Here is a 25,474-nt window from a genome sequence, read left to right on the forward strand (position 1 = left end):
TGCTCCTTTCTATTGCTGCAAACTACTCAGACCCTGAAGCCAAAGTAGCGCAGAGCGTTGGCATAACAGACATCCCTGACCATGAGTCCCAGCCTCCCCGTATCTGCCAGGTATTCTCCATTCTCCACCATATTTCCTATGAAATTGCAGAGGATGCGACGGTAATACTCATGTCGGGACAGAGAGAAAGGTGTGCGGGCATCTGCCAGCATGCCGATGTCCTCTCCCAGTAGAGACAGGGAACTGACAGTGATAAGCTGACGCTCCAGACCCCGCTTGGCATCATTGAACCAGCAGGCCGTGCCTTGCTGCAAGCGCCCCCTGATTCCCTCCCCTTCCTGGTTCTCCACGCTTTCCTGGAAAGCTCCCAAGATAGAACCAATCACTGCCTGGTCGGCAGGATTGAGGGAGTATATGACCATGCGGGGCAAGGTACAGCGCTCATCAAGAGCATTCAGGAAGTTTGCCAGCACCTGGGCGCAGGAGAAGTCCCCCATGCCATCACAGCCAGCCTCAATGCCCAGCTTTTCCGTCATTCTGGAGTTGACGCTGCGAAGAGCAGAGAAGCGTATCTGCATGACCCAGCCGCGCTTGGTGCACTCTTTGGCCAGGAACATGAGCATGGCTGTCTTATACTGCTCTGCTTTGTTGCAATCGGGGTTGCCTCGTTCTCCCAAAGTCCTGCCCACGATATCATCAAGCTCATACTCTTCTGCAGGAGCATAGTACATGTGATCAAGCACGATATCAGCTGCCCGGCAGCCAAGCTTCTCAAAGTAGTTGATGCGCTTCTTGAGAATATCTCGGATATCCTGCATGGTAGCCACATCTTCAGCCTCGACCTCCGCAGACACAGCCAACTCATGCCGTATATAGTTGCACCACTGGGGATGGTCTATGCGCAGCACATAGTCAAGCCGCATAGTGGGCAGTATCTCCATAGAGCAGTCAGGATCTTCGGCCATTTTCTTGTGCCAACGCAAATCCTCCGTAGGGTCATTGGTGGTGCAAAGCACCTCCACCCCGGCCTGGGTCAGGAGTCCCCGCACAGAATAGCCCGGGCCGGAGAATTTCTCATTGCACATATCCCAGACTTTTTTGGCAGTCTCAGCAGAAAGCAACCCCTGGAAGCCAAAGAACTTCTTCAGCTCCATGTGCGACCAATGAAAGACCGGGTTTCCCGCAGCCCTGGGCAGGATTTCTGCAAATTTCAGGAAACGCTCATAAGGGTCAGTATCCTTGCCCGTGATGTATTTTTCCTCAATGCCCGCCGTGCGCATAAGGCGCCACTTGTACGGGTCCGTATCAATCCAGGCCTCCGTGAGATTGTTGTACTGCCTGTCCTCAGCAATATCCCTGGCGGACAGATGGCTGTGATAATCCACTATGGGCAAAGGCTCCGCATATCTATGATAGAGAGATTTGGCAGTTTCCGTCTGCAGCAGGAAATCCTTGTCCATAAAGCTGCGCATAATGATCCCCCCTAATATTCTTAAAAAATCCGGCCACTTCCGTACGAAAATGGCCGGATAAAATAGCCCAAATAATTCAAACCTCAGCCCATGGATGGGCGTTCAGCGGCCTTCCGATTTTACGGACGAAATCGAGGCCGCAGTTTCTTTGGTTACTTTCTTTGCACCAAAGAAAGTAACCGCCGCTACTTTTTCATCAGTGTTGACTTAGCAAACAAGAACACGCATACCACTGCAAACACGATACCTATCGGATAGGTGATGGAGCTTGCCAGCTGGAAGCCCTCAGGTGCCTGCAGGATGTAGGTGCTGGTCACCGCTGCCATGAAAGTAGCGGGAATAGCAGGTATCAGATATGCCTTGCTGCCGGGCTTCGTGCGGTAGAGATACACGGCGCCGGTCCAGAGAACAATCATGGCGAGAGTCTGGTTGGTCCAGGAGAAATAACGCCAGATGATGTTGAAGTCCATCTGGGAGAGGATGCCGCCGATAGCCAGGATAGGCACAGCCAGCATCAGGCGCTTGGCAGGGAATTTCTGCTCCATGCCGATCCAGTCAGCCAAGGTCAGGCGGGCGCTGCGGAAAGCCGTATCACCGGAAGTGATGGGGCAGGCCACCACGCCCAGCATGGCAAGGGTTGCACCCACGCCAGTGCCCATGAAGCCAACGCAAATGTCATAAACCACGGTGCCAGCGCCGCCAGCCTTCATGGCTGCAGCCAGGCCGCCAGTGCTCTCATAGAAGGTGATGCCGGCAGTTGCCCAAATCAGGGCGATGATGCCCTCAGCCACCATGGCGCCGTAGAACACAGGACGGCCCAGACGCTCGTCCTTCAGGCAGCGGGACATGATGGGGGACTGGGTGGAATGGAAGCCTGAGATAGCGCCGCAGGCCACGGTGATGAACATCAGCGGCCAGATGGGCATCTTATCAGCGCCTGCAGGATGCAGGTTCGCCAGGGTAAGCTCAGGCATATGATGACCGCCCACGCCCAGGAGCATAGCTCCCATGATGCCCAGCGCCATGATGATAAGGCAGGCGCCGAACAAAGGATAGAAACGGGCGATGATCTTGTCCACCGGCAAAAGGGTGGCCAGGAAGTAATAGAGGAACACACAAGGCAGCACATAGGTCACGGCCACGCCAGTGAGCTTGGACAGCAAGCCCGCCGGGCCCGTTGCGAACACTGTACCTACCAATACCAGCAGCACCACAGCGAAAACGCGCATGATCATCAGCATGGTACTACCCATGTGATGTCCTACCACCTCAGAGATGCTCTTGCCATCCTCGCGCAAGGAAATCATGCCCGAAAGGTAGTCATGGACGCCGCCGGCAAAAATGGTACCGAACACAATCCAGAGATAAACACTGGGCCCCCACATAGCACCGCCCAGGGCACCGAATATAGGGCCAAGGCCTGCGATGTTCAGGAGCTGGATCATGAAGACTTTCCAGGTGGGCAGAGGGATGTAGTCAACCCCGTCATTATGCACCACAGCAGGAGTAGGCTTGTCCGTGGGACCGAAGAAGGTATCCACGATCTTGCCGTAAATGAAAAAACCAAGTATCAGTGCCAGTAGAGCTACCAAAAAAGTTACCATACAATACACCCCATTCTATTGGTTCCCACAATATCCCAAATATACCTGATCCTCTTAATGTCCGCCTCCCCTCCGGATTATGAAATTTTACTGGGTTCTATCTCTATATTATAGATTATTTAAAAAATTCCTGCTTGACAGGAAAGAAAAAACTTTTTTTGGGTGAGCGCAGGCTTCTCCTATGAAATCTTCCAGGTAGTCCGGGAAAATCTGCTCCTCCCTGCACAGCTCCTGCAATTCCCTGAAACTTGCTTCCGGATCAATATCATACTCCACCCTGTGCAGCAGGAACGCCAGCCTCCGGCGCAGTTCCGGACTGTAAAGGCTCTTGAGATTCGCCACGGCAGCAGTGGAGCGGCAGACCCTCACCAGCCAGACAGAAGTTGCCAGGTCACGGCTGAAGTCATCAAAGCCCAGTTCTGCCCAGGCCTTCTCGTCTTCCTCCCCGCCGTCCTGCTCCCCCGGGGCAAAGGCAACTTCCTTGAACAGGGTATCATCCATCAGCCGCACCACCTCTGCCTTGGCCCAAAGATGCTCCGCCCGGTAATTGAACTCCCCCTGCCGCAAAGCTTCCAAGACGCCTTGATAGCGCACATTATAGAACCGGGTGAAAAGTTCCCCCGTACCCTTCACCAGCTTGCCCAGAGCCATCAGTTCCAGGTAAGGTTCGTAACAAGTAGTCAAGGCTTCTTCTGCCAGCACATAGTCAAAGGCTTCCTCCGGAAAGGTCAGCTGCTCCTTGCGGTGGTCCAGGACGTGCCAGTCAACCTCCAGACCTTGCAAAGGCGGCAGCTCCGGCACCTCCTCCAGACGGGTTACGGCAGTTATCCGGGCATAGGGGCAGAGCTTGCGCAACTTCGGCAACAGGCGGGAAGTGTCGACTGTCAGAATATCAACTTTTTGTTTTATGCCTCCTGCAGGGAGAAATTCCAATACGTCCCTCATATAGTTAACCTCTCAAATCGCAGAAAAACTGAACTTACAGGCCTTACCTGCCCCGTGAAACGGGGAAGGGGGACCGTCGAAGACGGTGGAAGGGGCGAAGATAACGTTACTGCTTCGATTCCCCCTTCCGTCAGCCTACGGCTGCCACCTCCCCCGCAAGCGGTGGAGGTATGATAACTCATCAGCCAGCTTTCTAACATATGTGCTGACATCCAGCAACGATGAATCAACAATTTCTTCAAACAGCCTTTCCTGCTCCTGCCGCAATTTCACGGCATCGCCACCAAGCTCCAACGCCTTCCCCACATACTCTTCCACGCTGCCAGCAATCCACTCTTCCCTGCCGGCCGCTTTAAGTATCGAAGCCCCAAACCTTGCCCCATAGCTGCAGCCTCTTAGTGTCACCACCGGCACCCCGAAATACAGTGCCAGCGCCGTCATAAAGCCTCCGGGATAAGGGAAGGTATCCAGCACTATGTCAATCTCTTGGTAAAAATGCCAATAACTGAGACTGCCCCCCTGCAGTTTCACACGCTCCATGGGCAGACCCAGGTCTTTCGCTCTTCTCCTGAGCCGTTCCAACCTTTCCGACTGGGGCAATACGTCCTTGATAATCAACCGGCTGGCCGGCAGCTCCTGCAAGACACGCCCCCATGCTCGCAATGCCCCATTTGTCACCTTCAGCACATTCTGCACCACGCCAAAGGTCACTGGCCCCTGCGCCCTTCTTGCCGACATTCCCTCCCGGAAATCTCTCATGGCAGCCGTAGGCTGAAAAGCCACAGCCTGAGGCAGGCGGAAGATTGGCTCGGTGAAAAAGCCTTCCTCCCCATTTTGTACCAATGCTCCATCAGCCAGCAAACCATCAACCGTACCTTCAGGCAATCCCAAGGTATCGAAGTAACCCAGCCCGGAAAGCTGTATCGGTGCAGGTTTCTTCGCCATAAGCATCAGGGTCTGTCCGCCTTCGCTATGGCCCCCCAGGTCAAAGAGTATGTCTATTTCCTGATTGCGAATAGCCCAGGCTCCTTCCTCAAGGGATTGACCATACAGGCAGAAGTAATGCTCCCCCTGCGTATCAAGCTGCTCCTTCAGATATGAGGTGAAGCTGTCCTCCTCTTCCTCAATAGCAAAAGCAAAAACTTCAAACTGTTCCCTGTCCAATCCCAGCAGCAACGGCTCGGCAAAACGCATGACTGAACTCTCTACAAATCGGGGCGCCAGAAAACCTATGCGGATTCTCCTGTGTTGATAGTTCGAAGCAGCTGGCAAAGCTTCTTCCTCACCATACAGCTCCCCATAGGCCAGATGAGCCGCCCGCAAATCCTCCGCCCCTATTTCCTCCAGATAGTGCAGGGCAAAGAGATAGCCCGAGTAATGCTGCCGCTGGCTGCGCAGGTACTTGTCATGGACAGCTGCCTGATAGAGGGCCGCCGCCACTCCCTCGGCATCCCCTGCCAGGCTGAACTCTTCCGCCTTTTCCTCATAATAATAGGCATCACGTTCCATAGCCGCCCTCCTACTTTGCTAGCAAAGTGAAAGTCACAATCTCCGGCGGGCACCCTATACGGCAGGGGAACCAGCTGCCGTTGCCCGAGTGGACATAACCGTAACTGCCCCCTGTCTTCACCAGCCCCCGATTATAGCGGAAGAAAGGAAAGATGGGCTTGCCCAGGATGCCGAACTGACCACCGTGGGTGTGTCCTGTCAGGGTCAGGGCCACACCGGACTCTGCCCCGTCGTCTATGCACTCAGGATGATGCCCCAACAGCACCGTGGTCACTCCCTCAGGCACATTGGCCATGGCCTGACGGTGCATTTCCCGTCTGTCCTTCTCAAAATGGTCCCTGCGCATGGGATAGTCCACCCCCGCCAGCCACAATTCCCTGCCTGGCACCTGGCGGGCCTCGTTTTCCAGCACATTGATGCGGGTGCCGGACAGATAGCTCTTGATCTGTCCCACGCCCCGAAAGTGCTCATGGTTGCCAAAGACAAAGTAAATGCCATCGGGGAAAGCAGGTACAAAGCTGTCCAGCAGCTTCACTGCTTCCGCGTTGATCCTCTCATCATCAAAGAGATCTCCCGTCACCGCCAGCAGGTCTGCTCCCTGGCTCTCTGCCTGCTGCAGCAGCCTAGCAAAGTCTTCCAGATTGAAGAATTCTCCCAGATGCACATCACTGAGCTGCAAGATGCGGTAGCCTGAGGGTGCCGTCAGCCCTTTCACGGGAATCTCCACCTCCCGGAGCACCTGATGGCGGCTTTCCACCAGTCCCCCGTAGGCAGAAAGACCGCCAGCCAGCAGAGGATATAAGAAAGACTTTTTCATGAGTTCCCTCCGCCTGGAATCAAAGGGCACCCTATGCACCCGCCGCAAGAGGAACCTGATAAGCCAGGCCGCCGTCACCAGCATGTTGAAGATGGACTGGACCACCAGCAGCAGCACCATAGCCCAAATCAGATATTTGCCCACATCATGGTAATTGGGCAGATGGCGCAGAATAAACCATACGAGCCCCAGATCCAGCGCCCCAAAGCAAAGGCAGGCCAGCCACAGCCGCCAGCCTCTCCACAAGCGCCGGGCCGACCAGGCAGACCAGAGCAGCTGCACCACGGCAAAGACCAATACCATCACAAAAAAATTCCCCATAACGGATTCCTCCACTAATTGCACTATCTGTCGTAAATATTCTGCATTTCCTTCCTGTTAACCTTTGCAAGAGGATAAAAAAAAGACCGGCGAACCGGTCTTCGAGTATGCCGCAATAAATGATTCCTTTAAGCCAGGCCGCGCAGGTGCGCGTTTTCTGCCTGATTCTCCCGATAATACCAGCGGGTAGATTTGCCAATAGCACAGCGAACGGCATCAAGCTCTCCTGCTAGGGCCAGCTTCTTGAGTGAAGCCACGTCAAAGCCGCTGACGGACAGGTAGCTTGCTGATAGGAAACCTCCTCGTTTCAACATCTTGCGATAACTTGCGCTGTCACGACGGTCCATTTCAATGTTCTTGATTGCCATACCGAATCCCCCCACAGTATGTTTTTCAAAACTTGCTGAGATGCTACTTCGCGGCGCTTTTATTATATCATAAATCTGTAACTGTGTACAGATGTCAAATATTTATCTTAATTGAAAAAGAGAGAAAATTTTATTTATACTATATATAGGGTTATTATTACGATGGAGCTATATACTTAGGAATATGCTGAAATATTTATCAGAATTTATTTTCTTTTCCCGACTTTGCCACGTAAAAAATGCACGAAGCCACAGTACATATGGCTTCGTGCTTATTTTTTCGAAAATAATATACACCTACACTTCAAAGGTCCATATCAGCCTTCATCTTTCGTAAATCACCTCTTGTGTAAAGCTTCGGGACAATATCCAGTGAGAACGCAGACAGTATCTTCTTTAGGTCATCATCCATTGTGTTATTGAATCGGTAAAGGTCTCCGGGCAGTTTGTCAATTTGCCACTTTTGCAGGGCTGACTGGACACGTCTGCCAGAAAGGCCGTAACTCCACAGGCTGTCAGCATTTCCGCCAGGGGTAGCAGATAAAACTTTTTTCTGAATCAGGCGGAGCATTGTCAATGCCATCATGCATACCAGGAGATGCGCCTGTATATGCTCCCTGGTTGAGACATATATTGGGCGTGTGGCCAGCGTTCCTTTCATTTCCCTGAACTGGTCTTCGATCTGCGTCAGCCCGTGGTAAGCCTCCACAACATCTTCATCGGCCATGTCTGTTTCCGAAGTCACAATCTGGTAATAACCCATGTATGCCGTTAGTTCCTCAAGCTTTTCTTCATCCAGCATGCCCAGCAGTTTGCCGGACTCGATCATCTCCCCGGTTTCCTTGTGGACAAACTCTTTCTTGAAATATTTCTTGAGCTGGCGGGACTGTGTTGCCGTCACGCGGAATGTTGACGGGTTATTGCGCAGTTTCTCCAGAAAATCCAGGAATCTCTTATGCTCGTGGTACTCGCGCTTGTAGAAGCGTTCGCTCCAGTAGACAACAACTTTCTCTTTGAGTTCCACGGTATTGCCGTCCTCATCCTTTACCCTGCGGGTCAGAATACGTGATTTCAGACGGAAGGAACTGCCCTTGGATGTATAGCCTTCCTGCTCCAGAATCCAATGTCTCTCAGCCTTCGGGGTCTTGCGTATGCTCTTGCTTACTATGTAGCCCTGTCCATCCCTGACAAGATGACAGAGGTTGTAGAAAGAATGCATGCCTCGGTCAGCCACCAGAACAAAACGTTCCGTCTCAAGTCTCCCCATGCTTTTCTTCAGGGCAGGACGCAGCGTAGCCTGGTCAAGGGTATTGCCGGGGAATGACTCAATGGTTATGGGGATGCCGTTGTCATCAAGGAAAAGCCCCATCTGCACGATTGGCTCTCTGCGATTCTCCTTGGAAACGCCTTTCTGCCGCAGGCCTTTTTGCGTATCACCGTTTACGCGCTCATCAGGATCTGGATCTTCTATCTCAAAGAAGAAGTTCGTGACATCATAGTAAATATGCGCCGTGGAACGTCCTACGGATTTGCAGATGGAAGAATGCATCCGGCGGATGAACTGTTCCTTGTGCTCCGCCAGCACATCCAGTGCATCGTAGATATGGTAGGGATAGGAAACATCTGCCAACGGGGCAAAATACTGCTCGTTCTGCTGTGCGGTTTCCCACTTGGAAGCAGGCTGCAGTATGCGCCCGAAAATGAGCAGGCGTATGAATCCGGCCAGGTCATATGTAAGTCCCAATGAGTGCTTCAAAGTTGCACAAAGCTTGTCCAGCCCCAGCTGCCCAAACAGTCGGTCAAGCAGAAACTGGGCAACGAGTTTTGGCGCGCCTATACAGGCAGCCTCTCCTTCGACGTAAGTTACGACATGCTTTTGCGGCAGTGGGGAATCGACATAAGGAAGCAGAGAATCAATGATGGGGATTCCGTTCTTGTATGAATCCTTCAGACGCTGCACGAAATCCGGCTTGCCGTCATCGAAGCGGGACAAGGGGCCAATGTTCATGACGGTCTTCTTGCGGGAGACCTTGCGCCCCTGGCTGTCTTCAACCCGGCAGCTTTGCATCAGACGGAGGTAAGGGATGCCATTGTTCTTGCACAGCTCGACAAACATAGTCCTCTCCTTATGTAAATATATACCTACTAAATAATTATAACATAAAAGCAATAAAAAAGCAAGGAAAACCTTTGAAATTCCTTACTTTTTTAGGTGTCTGATTTTAAATTTCGTGGCAAAGTCGGGTTATATCATAAATCTGTAACTGTGTACAGATGTCAAATATTTATCTTAATTGAAAAAGAGAGAAAATTTTATTTATACTATATATAGGGTTATTATTACGATGGAGCTATATACTTAGGAATATGCTGAAATATTTATCAGAATTTATTTTCTTTTCGAAGCATATTGCATATCGGAAGAAATCGTGTATAATAAGAGTAAAGAAATCGTTTACTGTACTAAACACGAATGATTTCCACGAAAATATATTTTCACTGTACACAATCTCTAAGCCTGTCCATTCGGGAAAGATTTTCCCTTTTATTTTAGGACAGAAATGAAAACGTTTACGAAAGTAGGAGGTATCATCATGAAGGAGAATCTAGTGCTCACCATCAGCCGCCAGTATGGCGCCGGTGGACGGGAGCTGGCGCAGATACTGGCGGACAAGCTCGGCGTGAAGCTATATGACAGGCAGATTGTCCATATCGCCGCCGCCAAGCTGGGCATCAACGACCTCAGCGAAGAGGAACTGCTGCAGATGGAGAACCAGGTGAAGCCCCTTTCCATGAGCTTCATTCCCTTCCATTCCTTCGGCACCCACATGGGAGAAAGCTCCCATGGCATGTTCCTGTCCGAGTCTTCCGCCATCAAGAAGCTGGCCAAGGACGGCTCCTGCGTGATTCTGGGACGCTGCGGCGACTATGTGCTGCGCAATGACCCCAATAATTTCTCCATCTTTGTCTGCGCCGATGACGAGTACCGCGAGAAGCGCGGCCAGGAGGTCTACGAGGGCAAGAGCCTCAAGGAGCTGGACAAGGAAAACGAGAAGCGCGCCCGCTACTACGACTACTATACAGGCCGCACCTGGGGTGACGGCGCCAACTACGACCTGGTGGTAAACACCAGCCGTGAGCCTCTGGAGAAAATCGCCGATGCGATTCTTGCCTACATTGAAAGGGTGAAAAACTGATGAGCATGGAAAATACCGCAGTTTTGGAGGAATCTACCGTGAACGAGAAGACAAGCAACTTCTGGCCCCGCGTGGCTTATGCCTGCGGCACCTTTGGCCACGATGTTTTTTACGCCATGCTGGGCACCTACTTCATGATTTTTGTCACCAGCAATCTTTTCCATTCTGACAATCCCAGCCGTGATGCCTATATGATCGGCATTGTCACCACCATTATCCTGGTGCTGCGCATTGGTGAGCTCTTCATTGACCCCTTCATCGGCAACATCATTGACAAGACAGAAACAAGATGGGGCAAATTCAAGCCTTGGGTTATCGTAGGCGCTTTCGTGGCAGCCCTGACCCTGGCTTTCCTCTTCACTGACATGGGCGGCCTGGCTGTCAGCTCCCCCATCACCTACCTTGTCCTCTTTGCCATCATCTACTTTGTCATGGATGTGTTCTATTCCGCCAAGGACGTGGCTATCTGGTCTATGATCCCCGCCATTTCCTTTGATTCCCACGAGCGTGAAGTCACCGCTACCTTTGCCCGTATCGGCTCTGTGTTCGGCGGCCAGCTGGTGACCATCATGGTCATCCCCGTGGTCATGTACTTCTCCCATGATGCCAACGGCGGCGCAGGCGATCCCACCGGCTGGTTTGCCTTTGCCTGCATCGGCGGCGGCATTGCCACTCTGGGCGCCATCATCCTCGGCCTCTTCACCAAAGAGCAGAAATCCACTCTCCGTGAGAACAAGACCCAGACTTCCTTCAAAGATGTCTTCAAGATCCTCCTGAAGAATGACCAGCTTCTCTGGGTAGCTATCGCTTACCTGGTCTTTGGCCTGGGCCAGAACCTTATCAACAACTTCAACCTCTACTACTTCACTTATGTTATCGGTGATAATTCTGAATTCTCCATTTTGGGTGTCATCAATGTAGTCATCGGCCTGGCTGCCGTGGCCCTCTTCCCCATTCTCACCACCAAATTCAGCCGCCGCAAGCTGTTCTTTGCCTCCATTGTAGTAATGCTGGCAGGCATCGTCTGCTACGCCCTCTCCGGCAAGAACGTCAGCATGGCACTGCTGGGCGCCGGCATCTTCAGCCTGCCCCAGCCCCTGATCTTCCTGGTAGTGCTCATGACCATCACGGATACTGTTGAGTACGGCCAGCTGAAGCTGGGCCACCGTGACGAAGCCCTGGTGCTCTGCGTGCGCCCCCTCATTGACAAGCTCGCCGGCGCCATCACCAGCGGCGTCGTAGGCCTCACCGCTGTATGGGTCGGCATGACCGCCGGCGCCACGGCTGACAGCATCACTACTGAGGGCCTCGCCAACTTCCAGCTGGTAATGTTCGCAGCTCCCCTGGTACTGATTGCCGCAGCCGCTTTCATCTACAGAGCCAAAGTTACCCTTACCGAAAAAGAACATGCCCGCATCGTCCGCGAACTCGAAGAGAAATGGGACGAGATGAGCAAGTAATTCTCTTGGAAAAGTCTTCCTTAATTGGAAGGCTTTTTTATTTTCCCATAGCAGGATATTTTGCACCTATGTGGAAATATTCTCATAATGTATAACTCGGAAGAAGATGTCCTCCACCTCTATAGTTTTTGGGGTGGCTAATGTCATAACAAGCAACGAGCATATATCTCTCGCCTCGTTGAAAGGCTAATTGGAAGATTTTGCCTGCGGCAAAATTTGAACAATGGCCTTATGAAAAAATCTCAGGGGGTGAAGCTATGATTTCGGACTGGGAACTTTGCTTCCGACTTCTTCTGTCCTGTGTCATGGGCGGCGTGATTGGCTATGAGCGGCAGTCACGGCGGAAGTCGGCGGGGCTCAGAACCAACATGCTGGTCTGCCTGGGCTCCTGCCTCATCATGGTGCTGTCCCAGGATATGTACCAGCAGGTGGAAGGCAAGACCAATGCGGACCCGGCCCGCCTGGCGGCTCAGGTAGTCAGCGGCATCGGTTTCCTGGGGGCCGGGGCCATCATGAAGGAAGGCCTCACCGTCACAGGCCTCACCACCGCCGCCTGTCTCTGGGTGGTGGCAGGAGTAGGGCTGGCCATTGGAGGCGGCTTCTACGTGGGTGCCATCTTCACGGGACTGCTGGTGTTCATCGCCCTGGGCAGGCTCTCCCGATTGGACGACTGGGTAGACCACGAAAAGCGGCTCTCCCTCGTCATCCACACCATCGACAAGCCGGGGCAGCTCATGCTGATCAACAAATGCGTTGACAAAATGCAGTTCAAGGTCAAAGGCATAAAAGTAAAAGCGGACGAAGATGAGGTGGAAAGCGAAGAGACAAAGCAGCTTTATATAGAGCTGGATGCCTTCAACTACAAAGGTATTCCGACCGCCGAGATCATCGAAGTGCTGCGGAACATACCAGGCGTTACCAGTGTAAATATAACTTAAACAGGAGCAGGTTTCCCTGCTCCCATTTTATTTGCTTATTTGCTTATTTGCTTATTTCTCTGGCACCACCGGCACCTGCAGGTAGCTTTCGTATTTGCCCCCCAGGTGGATGATATGTCTGCCCTTATTTCGTGTCTTGGGCGGGGTTACAGTCTTTTTCACATAACTCCTGCCGTCCAGGCCTCCCACCGTCTTCATGGACACTTTCGTGCCCGGTTCATATGTATAGCCTTCTTCCGGCACGGTAATCTTGGCGGAGCCAAAGGCGGGCACCATATCAGGCGAAGGCGGATTGTAAGCTCTCACCGTCAGCCTGATCTTCTCCCCTGCATGATACTTCATGCCCATGGGCCAGATGGGAATATCCACGGGAACAATCTCGCCTTTCTTCAGCAAATCCTCACGGTCATGCTTCAGTACCGGCTCTACCTCCGTGGATTTTGCTTCATCCAGGGCACGCTGGGATACCCTGAGATAACCCTCGGCCACGATGGGCTGATGTGTCATCCTGTCAGGGATAGGATTGCCCTTCTCGTCCAATTTCTCCACCTGCACATGGAGTTCCATATCATCAGCACCGTCCGCTTCCACATAGGTGTGCAGCTTCATGTAGCCGGTAAGTTCCGTGTCCTTGTCAAAGGTCATAGTGAAAGCAGCAACAGCCTCCTTGACAGATGTATCATAGGAAGCGGTATCTTCCTGCTTCTGAGGCGTCACGGAAAGCCCCTGCCCACCCGTAAGGTAGAGCTTCTTGTACTCGGTTCTCGCCAGGGGGAACTCCTGCTCCACCCGGTTCACTACATCCTCATGGCCCGGGTCAAGCACGGCGAGGCGCACCTTAGGCGTTGCTTCCCAGCCGTTATCCTCTCCCAGCAGATAGTGGTCGAAGAACTTCCTCAGGTCTTCCATATTGCCGGGTGTATAGTAATCAAACCACTCCTGGGTATTGTGGACGCGCAGCCACTTGTCCTTGGAAGCAATCTCCCGAAAGCCCGCGAAGGTGCCATGGGTATGCACGGGATTGGTATAGCTGGCCACCACATAGGCGGGAATCTTGATATTCTCCAGTTTCGCAATCTTGTCCTGCCAGTAGGCATCCATGAGGGTGTGGGTCACTACCATGCGGGGCTGATCCTCAAGGTAATTCTGGCTGGTGAAGGTGTCAAAGATGGCCTCGGGAAAGACGGGATTGGGAATACCGCCACGGTTGGCAGTCTCTCGGAAGTGGTCCACAAATCCCTCCCAGGGCGCGATGGCAGCCAGATGTGGCGGCTGCTCCCCTGCGATGAACCACTGGGACACCGTGAGCCAGGAATTGCCGCTCATGCCAATCTTGCCATTGCTCCAGGGCTGCTTTGCCGCCCACTCAATGGTGTCGTATCCGTCCTGGGAGTTCTGGCTCCCCCAGTAATTAAGGTTGCCCTCAGAGTAATATGCCCCACGGCTGTCAGGGTTGATGATGACATAGCCGTGGCTTACCCAATAGGCAGGGTCGGGACCCTCGAATTTTTCCAGCCCGGAAGTGGCTGCCACAGGTATCCCCGCCCGCATGGGCACGTCGTCCAGCATCTGGCCGCCGATTTCCTTGCCATAAGGGCTCCAGGCCATCAGTGCCGGGTGCCTGCCTTCGTCAGCAGGTCGGAATATATCAGTGTAAATGACAGTGCCGTCACGCAGGGTAACGGGAGTGTCCTTCTCCATTATGATGTCACAGGGCAAAGGCATGGCGCCCTCACGGCGGATAGTGCCCTTTTTCAGCAGCAGGGTTTCTGTCTTGTGCTCTGCAGCACGGACTCTGGGGGCAGTGAGGGGATTGCCCTTGCGGTAATAGACTTCTACGGTTTCACCATTGCCCATTTTCTGAGGGATAGTGATTGATACCGGGTCGGCAGCTTCTGCTGCTCCGCCTATGCCAGTTACGACTGAAAACATCAGACTTGCACATAAGACACGTTTCAAGGTTCTTTTCATTTAAATCATACCTTTCTACATTTTTCTATTACTGTGCTATAACGAGGAACAAGATGTCCCCCACCTCTATAGGTAGGGGTGGCGAATATCATAACAGGCGGTGAGCACATATCTCCCGCCTCGTTGAAAGGCCAAGAGGAAGCTTTGTCTATCGACAAAGCTGGAACAATGGCCTTATAATGTAAATGCTGCCCCTTCTCTCCAACGGAAGGAGGTGAGTTAGGTGTCGTTCAATGATTTTTTGCTTTCGGTATTGGCAAGCTTAGTGGCTTCTCTGATTGTCCACTTTGTGAGCAAATGGTTAGATTAGCAGCAATCTAGCCTATCGTACAAAAAGCCCCCTTGGGAGTTTGCGCCTCCCTTGGGGGTTCTTTTTGTTTGTGAGTAAGTGTCGTTTACTCAATGATTTTGCAATTAGATTATATCACCCGTTACCCAAAAACTCAATAGTTTCGTTCACGTGGCATAGGTTCAGTAAGTGAGGGGCACAGGCACAGCATAAGCGGAACGTGTGGAATTTGGCCGCAGGCCGAAGTCCAAGTGAAGCGTTGCTGTGCCTGTGTACCGAACGCCTCGCCAGGACAACTTCACACCGCACTGGGCTTGGGGTCGCTGGGGGGCTCTTCCATGGAGGATTTCTGGGAAAGCTTGTTTTTCTGCTCGGTGATGAAGGCCTGCATGACGATGAAGACGCAGAGCAGGGCTCCTACCACGATTTTCGTCCACCAGGCGGAAAGAGTGCCCTGGAAGGAGATGAAGGTCAGGATGACGCCCTGGATCAGCACACCGAAGAGGGCGCCAGGGATGAAGGCCACGCCGCCGGACAGCAGGGTGCCGCCGATGACGGAGGAGGCGATGGCATCCATTTCCATGCCAAGGCCGTGGAGGTTGTAGCCCGTCAGCATGATGAGAGCATAGGCCACGCCGCCCAGAGCGGAGCAAAATCCGCTGATGGTGTAGACGATGACCTTGGTGCGGAACACCGGCAAGCCCATGAGGGCAGCAGAGCTTTCGCTGCCGCCGATGGCGAAGACAGCCCGGCCAAACTTGGTGAACCCGAGAACCACAGCTGCGATGGCGAGAACTATCATGGCCAGCACCGCGCCCACAGACAGGAAGCCAAAGCCCAGGTCAATGCGATAGCTGGCAATAGCTACGAAAGTCTCATTGGTAATCTGGATGGTATCACGGGAAATCACAGCCGTCATGCCGCGGCAGAAGAACATGCCTGCCAGGGTGATGATGAAGGGCTGCAAATCAAATTTGGTGATAATATACCCCTGAGCGGCACCGAAAACCAGGCCCATCAGGAGCACGAGAAGCACAGCCAGTCCCACGGGAATGGAAGTATTGGCCAGGAGCCATGCCAGCACCATGCAGGACAGGGCCAGCACAGCACCTACAGAAAGGTCGATGCCCACGATGATCAGGGTAAAGGTAATGCCTACGGTCACGATAATCAAGGCCGCATTATCAATAAAGAGATTGAGGAAAACCTGGGGCCTTGAGAACCCCTTGTAAGCCATGATGCCTGCCCCGTAGAGGATGGCAAAGAGAGCCACCGTCACAAAGAAGGAAAAATAGGGTGAGGCAATAAGATCGTTTAATCTGCGTTTCATGCTTCATTCACCATCCTTTCAGCCAGCCTGTGAGGGTCCTGAACTGCCGTCTTGCCTTTCTGGTTGCGTTTTTCCTTCCAGGCAGCGAACATTTCCTGGGCTTTCTTGGACTGGATGAGGCAGATGATGATGACGGCTGCGGCCTTCACCACTGGCAGTTGGTCAGAGGAAACACCCAGTGCGTACATGGTAGTGGTCAAGGTCTGGATAGTGATGGCGCCCACCACGGAGCCGCCGATGTAGAACTTGCCGCCGGAGAGCAGGGTACCGCCCAGGGCCACGGCCAGGATGGCATCCATTTCCATATTGAGGCCTGCGTTGTTGGCGTCAGCCGCACGAATCAGGGAGCTCTCAATCAGACCTGAGACACCAGCGCAGAGACCGGAGAAAGCGTACACCAGGAAGATGACCATGGTGACATTGATGCCTGCATAGCGGGCTGCGGTGGGGTTGATACCCACGGACTGGATGAAGAGGCCGATGCTGGTTTTCTTCATTAAGAAGGCCACCAGGAGAACCATTGCCAAGGCGATGAAAATATTGGTGGGCAGGATATTGCCAGGAATGACGCCGGAGATGTACTCAAAGGGCTTGTAGTACACAGTGATGATCTGGCCCCCGGTCATGAGCTGGGCCACACCGCGGCCTGCGGTCATGAGAATCAGGGTTGCCACCATGGCCTGGATCTTGAACTTGGCCACCAGGAGGCCGTTCCAGATACCGCAGAAAATACCTACACCGATGGCAGCCAGGATAGCCAGGAACATGGGGGTCTCAGCCACACCGTCCCCGCGGCCGCCGATAAGGCTGCAGACCACGGCAGCGGAAATAGCCACCACGGCACCTACGGAGATATCGATGCCTGCCGTGGCAATGACGAAGGTCATGCCCAGGGACAGGATGACCAGTGAGCAGCTGCGGTTCAGGATATCTATCAGTCTCCCGTACAGCCTGCCGTCCTCGGTAAGCTGTATGGTCATGAATCCATCTACAAACAGGGCATTGAAGGTCAGAAGCACTGCCAGCGCCACTACCGGCAAGAACAGCGAACTGTCGCTGAAAGCCTTTAATTTCTCCCTCATGCCGTTTCACCTCCTGCAATAGCACGCATCACGTTGTCAGAGCTGACCTCGCTGCCAGTGAGCTCCGCCACCTTGCGGCGGTCCTTCATGACAATGAGCTTCGTGCAGGTACGCACCATCTCGTCCATCTCACCAGAGATAAAGACCACGGCCATGCCCCGCTCCTTGGCCAGCTTGATGGCCAGCTTCTCGATTTCCGTCTTGGTGCCCACGTCGATACCGCGGGTGGGCTCGTCCAAAATCAGGAGCTCCGGCTGGGTTGCCAGCCAGCGGGCGATGATGACCTTCTGCTGGTTGCCGCCGGAAAGGTTCTTGATGAGCTGCTCACGGTCGGACACCTTGATTTTCAGCAGATCGATGTACTTGTCGGCAATCTCACACTGCTTCTTATAAGGAATATGCTTCATCATGCCGTCTTTGGCCTGCATGGCCAGAATAATGTTCTCGCGCACAGAAAGATCGCCAATGATGCCGGAGGTTTTGCGGTCCTCAGGGCAGAAAGCAATGCGCTCCCGCATGGCGCTCATGGGGCTGCCAAACTTCACGGGCTGGCCCTTGACCTTGAGCTGTCCCTTGCTGATGCCCTCCACGCCGAAGAGCAGTTCTGCTGTCTCCGTGCGGCCAGAACCCAGCAGACCTGCAAAACCTACCACTTCGCCCTTGTGGATCTGCAGGTCCACATCGGCCAGCTTGCCCACCTGGGAAATATGGTCTGCTTCGATGAACATTTCTTCCTGCGGCTTGCTCTTGTCGTTGGCATCGTCCATATGGGCCACTTCGGAGAGATCCTTGCCCACCATCTTGGCGATAAGCTCCAAACGGGGCAGCTTGGCCACTTCATAAGAACCAACCAGTTCGCCGTTGCGCAGCACTGTGATATGGTCGCAAAGGTCGTAAATCTGTTCCAGGAAATGAGATATGAAGATAATGCCCATGCCCCGCTTCTGCAGCTGGCGGATGATCCTGAAGAGGCGTTCCGTTTCCTTTTCGTCCAGAGAAGAAGTAGGCTCGTCCAAAATCAGAATCTTGGCTTCGATATCCACAGCTCTGGCGATGGCTATCATCTGCTGCACAGCCACTGAATAATGGTCCAGAGTCTTGGTGACATCAATGTTTACTCCCAAACCTGCCAGCAGCTCCTCAGAGCGCTGGTTGATGGTCTTCCAGTCGATGAAACCGTACTTGCGCGGCTCCCTGCCGATATAGATATTCTCTGCCACCGTCAGATTCTTGCACAGGTTGACCTCCTGATACACGGTGGAAATGCCGCATTCCTGGGCTTCCTTCGGCGTGCGGGGAGAAATGCGCTTCCCCTGCAGGGTGATGGTGCCCCCATCACGCTGATAAACCCCTGTCAGCACCTTGACCAATGTGGATTTTCCTGCACCGTTCTCACCCATCAGGGAGTGAATCTCACCTGCGTGGAGGGTGAAGTCCACATTGGAGAGCGCCCTGACTCCCGGAAAAACTTTGTCGATGTGCCGCATTTCCAACAAGGCTTTTTCTTCCATAAATCCCACCCCATAACTTTCAGAATCCATGCTTCTGCATGATAATACACACTTATTATAGCATTGCATAAAATTATATAAAAGTTTCCGTGCCAGGGCGTGTTGATTAAATGAGCTTGGTCCAGATTTGCGGGGATTGGCTATCCAATGCAAGGCGACAAACCGGAGGCATAGCGGTGCTATGTCGAGGATTTGTCAACGCAGCAGGGACAGTCAAGACCCGTGAAGATGGGCTGAGTGAATTAATCAACACGCCCTACGCCCTTTTGGGCATAGAAAGGGCCGCGCTGCCTTAGGAGGCTTTTGATACTCCCCTGGCGGGCGCGGCCTTTCCTGCTTGCTGTGTCTAGGTTTGGATCATTAGTTTGTTCTTAGTACTTGCGCTCCGGCAGGGTCTTCTCAGCTACATCAGCAGGGAAGATGCCTTCGTCAACGTATACGAGCTTCTCAACCTTTTCGCCCTTGAGGATCTTCTTGGCAGTCTCCATGAGCAGCTGGCCCTGGAGGGGGTTGCACTCTACGGTGCAGTTTGCCTTGCCCTCGATCATAGCCTGGAAGATACCCTTCACGCCATCGATGGAAACGATGGTGATGTCCTTGCCGGGCTGGAGGCCTGCAGCCTCGATAGCCTGGATAGCGCCGAGAGCCATGTCATCATTATGAGCGAAGAGAACGTCAATCTTGTCACGGTCGGACTTCAGGAAGGACTCCATGACCTCCTGGCCCTTCTGACGGGTGAACTCACCGGTCTGGGAAGCGAGGATATTGAACTTCTTGCCATCAGCAGCTTCTGCCATAGCATTCTTGAAACCTTCCTGGCGGCGGATAGCCACGGAAGAACCAACAGTACCTTCAAGGACAACTACCTGGAACTGGTCGCCACCAGCGCGGGGGGTCTTGTTGTTCTTCTTCATGTACTCATCGAGCCATTTGAAGACGTTCTGGCCTTCCTTCACGGAGTCGGTGCCAATCTTTGCAACATAGAGGCTGTCATCAGAGAGCTTCACATCGCGGTCAACTACGATGACGGGAATCTTGGCATCCTTTGCTTCCTTCAGCACAGTGTCCCAACCGGTCTCAACGATAGGAACGAAAGCGATGATATCAACGCCCTGGGCGATGAAGGAACGGATGGCCTTGATCTGGTTCTCCTGCTTCTGCTGAGCATCGGAGAACTGGAGATCAATGCCTGCGTCCTTGGCAGCCTGCTTGACGGATTCAGTATTGGCAGTTCTCCACTCGGATTCCGCTCCGATCTGGGAGAAGCCCATGGTGATTTTCTTGTCCCCGCCGGCGCTGGAGCCAGAGCTGGAACCGGAGGATTTCTCATCGCCGCCACCGCAGCCTGCGGCCACTACCATCATCATGATGGCCATTACTAATGCAAGAATCTTTTTCATTTCTTCGTCTCCTTTGGGTTTGCCAGAACCTAGACTGAAACTAAACTCTTGAAATTCCCCTGTTTGTAGTCTCCCATCCCTCCTCAAAATTGTACCCCTCGAGCAAGTTTGCTCGAACACAATTTCAATCTACTTATAAGATACACATTTATCAGACAGTTGTCAAGTTCTTTCTTGAATTTTATTTTTATAAATCGGTTCGAGCACACTTTCTCGTGGTGCACCATATAAATTTGGACATACACATATAAAAAAGCCTCCCTCTCAGAGGGAGGTGGCAGCCCGAAGGGCTGACGGATAAGTTTTAGAAGCGTACATTATAGGCCTTACCTGCCCCGTGAAACGGGGAAGGGGGACCGCCGCCAGGCGGTGGAAGGGGCGATGGTAACGTAACGGCTTCGATTCCCCCTTCCACCGGCTTCGCCGGTCCCCCTCCCCCGCAAGCGGTGGAGGTAAGGTCTGCTAAAAACGTAGCCCCCTAAATGGAAAAATTCACTGCTCGCAAGTATAGCTCATTGCCCCTCACCTCTGAAACAGCTCCCTTATCTCCTCATCCGTCAGCTTGGACAGGAAGTTTTCGCCGGGCTGTATCATCTTGTCTATGAGATTCTTTTTCTTCTGCTGCAGGTCGTAGATTTTCTCCTCCACCGTATCCTTCATGATCAGGCGCACCACCTGCACATTGTTCTTCTGGCCCAGGCGGTAGGCGCGGTCGGTGGCCTGGTCCTCCACGGCGGGGTTCCACCAGGGGTCGACATGCAGCACCATATCCGCCCCCGTGAGATTCAGCCCCGTGCCACCGGCCTTGAGGGAAATCAGGAACACAGGCCTGTTGCCTGCGTTGAAGGATTTCACCAGATTAAGGCGTTCAAGAGCAGGGGTGCTGCCATCCAGATAGTGATACTTCATGCCCATCTTTTGGAGCCTGTCCCCAATATGCCCCAGAAGGGTGGTGAACTGGGAGAAAATCAACAGGCGGTGGCCAGCCTCCACCGCATCTCCCACGATTTCCTCCAGCACATCCAGCTTGCCAGAGCCGCCATTGTAATCCTCCAAAAAGAGCGAAGGGTCGCAGGCAATCTGCCGCAGACGGGTGAGGATAGCCAGGATCTTGATCTTCGTCTCCCCAATATTCCTCTCTTTCAGAGCTTCGTTGAATTCCTTCTGGCTCTTGAGGAACCAGGCCTTGTAGACCTTGTCCTGCTTCGGGGTCATCTCGCAGGTCTGGCGGCGCTCCACCTTGTCAGGCAGCTCTGTCAGCACATCCTGCTTCAGGCGGCGCAGGATAAAGGGCATGATGTGGCGTCTGAGGTCTGCGGCCGCCTGCTCGTCCTGCTCCTTGACAATGGGGGTTTCATATTTCTGCTTGAACTTCGGCTGGGTCAGGAGATACCCGGGCATCAGGTAATCAAAAAGCGACCACAATTCCGTCAAAGTATTCTCTATAGGCGTGCCAGTGAGGGCAAAGAAACCCTCTGCCTGCAGCTGCTTCACGCTATGGGCATTCTGGGTGCCGGGATTCTTGATATGCTGGGCCTCGTCCAGGATGGCATAGCGGAAATGGCAGGGAGCATAAAGATCAATATCCCGCTTCAGCATATTGTAAGTGGTGATAAGAAGATCTGCCTCCCCGGGCTGATTCTTCTGGGGCAAAGATTTTTTGAGGATTTCCTCTCGCTCTTCCTTGGTGCCCGCCACCGCTATGGCTTTGAGCCGGGGCGTGAAGCGCCGGGCCTCATCCAGCCAGTTGTAGACCAAAGAGGTGGGAGCCACCACCAGGGAAGGCGGCGAAACCTTACCCTCTTTCTCATCTTCCTCCTTCTTGGCCAGCAGGAAGGTTAGCACCTGCAAGGTCTTGCCCAGACCCATGTCATCGGCGAGAATCCCCCCCAGATGGCACTGGGCAAGGCCAGACAGCCAATTGAAGCCCGTTACCTGATAGTCGCGCAGGGTATCAGTGAGACTTGCGGGCACTTCGTAGTCCGAATCCTGAGGGCTCCTCACGCGCCGCACCACCTGACGAAAGATCTGGCTGCGCTTCAAAGTTATATCACCCTGATTTTCCCGGGCCAGCGTATCAATATACATGGCCTGAGCCAGGGGCAGTACAGCGGTTTCCCCTGCTTTCACATTCTTCTTGCCCAAACCCGTGTTTTCCACAAACTCTGCCAGAGCCGCCAGCTGCTGATCCCCCAGAGTCACAAAGGTACGGTCTTTCAACCTGTGGTAGCGGCGCTTTTTGCGGTAAGAGGCCAGAATATCCATCATTTCCTTGAAATCCAGATCTTCCGCCTTGAAGGACACTTCCAGCAGATTATCGTCATTGACGCTGACCCCTGCCGTCACCTTGGGCATACGGCGGACAGGCTTTTCCTGGAAGGCATCCTCATAGAAGATTTCCACCCATTCCGGCAGGGCAGGCAGTTCCTCATAGAGGAAATCGTAGCTCCTCTCCTCATCCCGCTGCACGTAACGGTTCCCTTCCGGCTGAAAGCCGTAATTGGCCAGTCGCAACTCGATTTCCTTCTCTCCGCTCTCGTTGCGCACCAATTGCTGGCCCCGAGGGAGCTGGAGCTTCTTATCAACCAGAGGATTGAACTTATTATCACCATAGGCGTAGACAGGCCGCACGGAAATGCCTTCACCTTCATAGTCAAGATAGAGTTCACAGGCCAGGGGCTCGAAGATGAACTTATCCTCAAAGCCCTCAGCCACTTCCACCTCCACCACACGGCGAAGGCGAGGCAGGACCAGGGAGAAGAAACGGGTCATATCCTGAGGGGAAAGGCTGATGCCATGGGGATTATTCCTGGCCACATACATGAAAGGCCGCACATCTTTATCAAAATCATCGTCAGTATGATAAATCTTGCCATCCACATAGAGATACCTGTTTTCATCGTCCAGGAAGCAGGCAGTATCCCCCACCGCAAAATCAATCAGGCCGCCCCCATCATCCTCTCTCTCCACCGTCAGCTTGAAAGGAGGATTTCCCGGTGCTGTCTCCACTGTCTCCGTTTGGGAATTATTTATATTGAACTCAAAGGGCTGCCCTGCCATGATTTCCAGGAACTTGGCAAAATTTTCATTGCCAAGTTTGAACTTCTTGGCATCAAAGGTCAGGCTGCGGCCATAGTAGCCATAACTGTAATAGCCGTATTCCGAACAGGACATCAGGTCCCGTTCCCGCCGCCGGGCTTCATCTATCAGCTTGAACAGCTTCTCCGAGGTCTCATCTGCCCAGACGAAATTGCTGGTATCAATGGAATTTTTGGTGCCCAAAGGCCAGGACTGGCCCTCCTTGACGCACTGGCGGAAGGAAAGAGGGTCTTTCAGCACATAAAGCCTGTCCTCCCCCACCTTGAATTCCAGCCACCGCTCATAACCACCACGCATCTCCACTACCATGAGCTTCGGCACCAGCTGAATCCTCTGCCTGCACCTGTTTTCCTGAGCCGACTCCACCTGAGGAGCGTAAAACTCGAACAGTTCCTTACTTACTTTCGCATCCCGTTTCTTCTTTTGCTCCCTGGCCAAATCCCTGCCGGTCTTGAGGTCATTTTTGAACTCCCCAAAGGTTTCCATCAAAGCTTCCAAAACCTGCGCAGGCTTTGCATTGGTTCGTTCTATATGCTGGACAATTTTTTCGAAACCTTCTTCTTTTTTCTGCTCCTCACGAATGGCGAAAAGAGTTGCCACCACATGCTTGCAAGCATCCTCTTCATCTCCAATGGGACAATTGCAGTGCCAATCATATACTTCACTTCCATCCTCTGAAAGCTCTACCGACACACGATATTTCCGTGTTCCCTTGACCACAGCCGAATACGCTTGTTCTCCTTCGCTCTCCAGCTCGAAAACTCGTCCCTGCTTATAGTAACTCTTTCCTCTGGACAAATATGTGCTGTTAGTGGTATACCTTATGGCTTCAATATCCAGCAAGCCATCCCTCTCCCCTCATCTATGCAAACCGCCTTGAACCAATCACAGCGTTATGTTAAACTTTATCTATCTTAATATTCTAGCATAATCAGAAGTAATCTGGAAAGGTCTGAACACCTTATGAATAAAGCCACGGGGCTGCCTCCCTGTCCCCGCATTCTCATGATACGTCTCTCTGCCATAGGCGATGTGCTCCATGCCACCTCCGTGGCCCGCAACCTGAAACTCTTCCTGCCGGAAGCCCACCTTACCTGGCTCTGCAGCCCTCCGGCAGATGACCTGCTGCGGGGCAACCCGGATGTGGATGAAGTCATCAGCTGGGACAGGCGGATATTCGACACGGCCATCTCTGAGCACAGATTCGGCCAGGCCTTCCGCTCTCTCAAAGAAGCCCGCCGCCTTTTCAAGGAGCATGGTCCCTTTGATGCCGTCCTGGACATCCAGGGGCTTTTCCTCACAGGTGTCCTCGCCCTGCTCACCGGCTGTGGGCGCCGCATCGGCATCCACGAACGCCATGAGGGCAATCCCTTCTTCATGACTGATATGGCCCCGGACATAGACGACAAGCACAAGATTCGCCGCTACCTCACAGCCCTCATGCCCCTGGGCTGGCAGCAGGAGGATTTCGTGCCAGGCACAGTGCTGACCCTTGATGCCGACTGGAAAAGTTATGCCCATGGCTTCTGGAAAGAGCATGATATAGACCCACAGAAGCCAATCCTCATGGTGAACATCCGCACCACCTGGCCGGACAAGCACCTGCGACCCCGTGTCTTTGGTGAGCTTCTGGAGAAAGCCAATATCCCTGATGATATGCAGCTCATCTTCCCCGGCGCCCCCGGGGACAAGCCGTATATAGAAGAAACTTTGGACTACCTAAAAGAAAACGCCCCTGAGCTTGCCTCCAGAGCCATCTGCATTGCGGGAGAAACCTCACTGAGGGAACTGGCGGCCCTCATCAAGTCCGCCACCCTCTTCCTCACCTGCGACACCGGCCCTCTCTACGTGGCCGAAGCCGTAGGCACCCCTACCTTCTCCCTCTGGGGCCCGACGCTCCCCACCATCTACGGTCCCCTCTCCCCAGGCCATCACTTCTACATCTCCCCCCATGAATGCAAGGCCTGCTGCAAGACCAAATGCCCCAAGGGCAACGCCTGCATGGAGGCCATCGAGCCGGGGGAGGCGGCGAAGGAACTGGAAAAGGTTTTAATACATCTGTGCATCTAAAAATAAGGGAGCAAGCCCAGCGGCGGGCTTGCTCCCTGTTTGCTTATGTGATTGAATTTACTGCTTCATATCGATTATGGTCTCCAGCATC

At 53.2% G+C, this 25,474-nt stretch carries 17 protein-coding genes; 4 read left to right on the forward strand and 13 right to left on the reverse strand.

Annotated features, from left to right (window positions below; all coding sequences use genetic code 11):
- Positions 1-26: 26 nt before the first annotated feature.
- The 7 genes from uxaC to P159_RS0103065 all read right to left on the reverse strand — a co-directional run bounded on the left by uxaC (position 27) and on the right by P159_RS0103065 (position 9,152).
- Positions 27-1,472 (reverse strand): glucuronate isomerase, encoded by a 1,446-nt coding sequence (uxaC, locus tag P159_RS0103035; protein WP_029541302.1) that lies wholly within the window; start codon positions 1,470-1,472, stop codon positions 27-29.
- Between the two features lie 185 nt (positions 1,473-1,657).
- Positions 1,658-3,076 carry a carbon starvation CstA family protein gene (locus tag P159_RS0103040; protein WP_029541304.1) on the reverse strand — a complete coding sequence of 473 codons (1,419 nt, stop codon included), beginning with the start codon at positions 3,074-3,076 and terminating at the stop codon, positions 1,658-1,660.
- A gap of 108 nt (positions 3,077-3,184) precedes the next feature.
- A complete protein-coding gene (locus P159_RS0103045) occupies positions 3,185-4,021 on the reverse strand; it encodes a class I SAM-dependent methyltransferase (RefSeq protein ID WP_029541305.1) in 837 nt (278 codons plus the stop codon).
- A 135-nt stretch (positions 4,022-4,156) separates the two neighbouring features.
- A complete protein-coding gene (locus P159_RS0103050) occupies positions 4,157-5,530 on the reverse strand; it encodes a hypothetical protein (RefSeq protein WP_051650069.1) in 1,374 nt (457 codons plus the stop codon).
- Positions 5,531-5,540: 10 nt separating this feature from the next.
- Positions 5,541-6,668 carry a metallophosphoesterase gene (locus P159_RS0103055; RefSeq protein ID WP_029541309.1) on the reverse strand — a complete coding sequence of 376 codons (1,128 nt, stop codon included), beginning with the start codon at positions 6,666-6,668 and terminating at the stop codon, positions 5,541-5,543.
- A gap of 128 nt (positions 6,669-6,796) precedes the next feature.
- On the reverse strand, positions 6,797-7,036 hold the full coding sequence (locus P159_RS0103060) for a hypothetical protein (protein WP_029541310.1): 240 nt from the start codon (positions 7,034-7,036) through the stop codon (positions 6,797-6,799).
- A gap of 304 nt (positions 7,037-7,340) precedes the next feature.
- Complete coding sequence (locus tag P159_RS0103065) at positions 7,341-9,152, reverse strand: IS1634 family transposase (RefSeq protein WP_029540396.1); 1,812 nt, start codon at positions 9,150-9,152, stop codon at positions 7,341-7,343.
- Positions 9,153-9,630: 478 nt separating this feature from the next.
- Between P159_RS0103065 and P159_RS0103070 the strand changes: the two genes are divergently transcribed.
- The 3 genes from P159_RS0103070 (at position 9,631) to P159_RS0103080 (ending at position 12,631) form a co-directional block, all read left to right on the forward strand.
- Positions 9,631-10,233 carry a cytidylate kinase-like family protein gene (locus tag P159_RS0103070; protein WP_029541314.1) on the forward strand — a complete coding sequence of 201 codons (603 nt, stop codon included), beginning with the start codon at positions 9,631-9,633 and terminating at the stop codon, positions 10,231-10,233.
- 38 nt (positions 10,234-10,271) lie between these two features.
- A complete protein-coding gene (locus P159_RS0103075; protein ID WP_029541315.1) occupies positions 10,272-11,693 on the forward strand; it encodes a glycoside-pentoside-hexuronide (GPH):cation symporter in 1,422 nt (473 codons plus the stop codon).
- Positions 11,694-11,950: 257 nt separating this feature from the next.
- Positions 11,951-12,631, forward strand: a complete 681-nt coding sequence (locus tag P159_RS0103080) for an MgtC/SapB family protein (protein ID WP_029541317.1) — start codon at positions 11,951-11,953, stop codon at positions 12,629-12,631.
- Between the two features lie 51 nt (positions 12,632-12,682).
- Here P159_RS0103080 and P159_RS0103085 read toward each other — a convergent pair whose 3' ends face one another.
- From P159_RS0103085 to P159_RS0103110, 6 genes are all read right to left on the reverse strand, one after another.
- Positions 12,683-14,563: a CocE/NonD family hydrolase gene (locus P159_RS0103085; RefSeq protein ID WP_051650070.1), complete on the reverse strand. Its 1,881-nt coding sequence runs from the start codon at positions 14,561-14,563 to the stop codon at positions 12,683-12,685.
- Positions 14,564-15,189: 626 nt separating this feature from the next.
- The gene (gene yjfF / locus P159_RS0103090) at positions 15,190-16,221 is read right to left on the reverse strand and encodes a galactofuranose ABC transporter, permease protein YjfF (RefSeq protein WP_029541320.1); all 1,032 of its coding nucleotides are present in this window, start codon (positions 16,219-16,221) and stop codon (positions 15,190-15,192) included.
- Positions 16,218-17,303, reverse strand: coding sequence for an ABC transporter permease (locus P159_RS0103095; RefSeq protein WP_029541322.1), 1,086 nt, complete (start codon positions 17,301-17,303; stop codon positions 16,218-16,220). Before P159_RS0103095 ends, yjfF begins: the two co-directional genes overlap by 4 nt.
- Positions 17,300-18,814, reverse strand: coding sequence for a sugar ABC transporter ATP-binding protein (locus tag P159_RS0103100; RefSeq protein ID WP_029541324.1), 1,515 nt, complete (start codon positions 18,812-18,814; stop codon positions 17,300-17,302). The genes P159_RS0103095 and P159_RS0103100 overlap by 4 nt, the downstream gene beginning before the upstream one ends.
- Before the next feature lie 371 nt (positions 18,815-19,185).
- Positions 19,186-20,214, reverse strand: coding sequence for an ABC transporter substrate-binding protein (locus P159_RS0103105; protein ID WP_029541326.1), 1,029 nt, complete (start codon positions 20,212-20,214; stop codon positions 19,186-19,188).
- A 522-nt stretch (positions 20,215-20,736) separates the two neighbouring features.
- Positions 20,737-24,156: a DEAD/DEAH box helicase gene (locus tag P159_RS0103110; RefSeq protein ID WP_051650071.1), complete on the reverse strand. Its 3,420-nt coding sequence runs from the start codon at positions 24,154-24,156 to the stop codon at positions 20,737-20,739.
- Positions 24,157-24,276: 120 nt separating this feature from the next.
- Between P159_RS0103110 and P159_RS0103115 the strand changes: the two genes are divergently transcribed.
- A complete protein-coding gene (locus tag P159_RS0103115; protein WP_029541329.1) occupies positions 24,277-25,383 on the forward strand; it encodes a glycosyltransferase family 9 protein in 1,107 nt (368 codons plus the stop codon).
- Positions 25,384-25,474: the final 91 nt, after the last annotated feature.

It is taken from the genome of Selenomonas sp. AB3002 (genome assembly GCF_000702545.1).
Classification (GTDB): Bacteria; Bacillota; Negativicutes; order Selenomonadales; family Selenomonadaceae; genus Selenomonas_B; species Selenomonas_B ruminantium_A.

Coding starts and splice junctions, on each gene's coding strand:
- uxaC (WP_029541302.1), bottom strand. CDS start 1,472: ATGCGCAGCTTTATGGACAAGGATTTCCTGCTGCAGACGGAAACTGCC.
- P159_RS0103040 (WP_029541304.1), bottom strand. CDS start 3,076: ATGGTAACTTTTTTGGTAGCTCTACTGGCACTGATACTTGGTTTTTTC.
- P159_RS0103045 (WP_029541305.1), bottom strand. CDS start 4,021: ATGAGGGACGTATTGGAATTTCTCCCTGCAGGAGGCATAAAACAAAAA.
- P159_RS0103050 (WP_051650069.1), bottom strand. CDS start 5,530: ATGGAACGTGATGCCTATTATTATGAGGAAAAGGCGGAAGAGTTCAGC.
- P159_RS0103055 (WP_029541309.1), bottom strand. CDS start 6,668: ATGGGGAATTTTTTTGTGATGGTATTGGTCTTTGCCGTGGTGCAGCTG.
- P159_RS0103060 (WP_029541310.1), bottom strand. CDS start 7,036: ATGGCAATCAAGAACATTGAAATGGACCGTCGTGACAGCGCAAGTTAT.
- P159_RS0103065 (WP_029540396.1), bottom strand. CDS start 9,152: ATGTTTGTCGAGCTGTGCAAGAACAATGGCATCCCTTACCTCCGTCTG.
- P159_RS0103070 (WP_029541314.1), top strand. CDS start 9,631: ATGAAGGAGAATCTAGTGCTCACCATCAGCCGCCAGTATGGCGCCGGT.
- P159_RS0103080 (WP_029541317.1), top strand. CDS start 11,951: ATGATTTCGGACTGGGAACTTTGCTTCCGACTTCTTCTGTCCTGTGTC.
- P159_RS0103085 (WP_051650070.1), bottom strand. CDS start 14,563: ATGTTTTCAGTCGTAACTGGCATAGGCGGAGCAGCAGAAGCTGCCGAC.
- yjfF (WP_029541320.1), bottom strand. CDS start 16,221: ATGAAACGCAGATTAAACGATCTTATTGCCTCACCCTATTTTTCCTTC.
- P159_RS0103095 (WP_029541322.1), bottom strand. CDS start 17,303: ATGAGGGAGAAATTAAAGGCTTTCAGCGACAGTTCGCTGTTCTTGCCG.
- P159_RS0103100 (WP_029541324.1), bottom strand. CDS start 18,814: ATGGAAGAAAAAGCCTTGTTGGAAATGCGGCACATCGACAAAGTTTTT.
- P159_RS0103105 (WP_029541326.1), bottom strand. CDS start 20,214: ATGAAAAAGATTCTTGCATTAGTAATGGCCATCATGATGATGGTAGTG.
- P159_RS0103115 (WP_029541329.1), top strand. CDS start 24,277: ATGAATAAAGCCACGGGGCTGCCTCCCTGTCCCCGCATTCTCATGATA.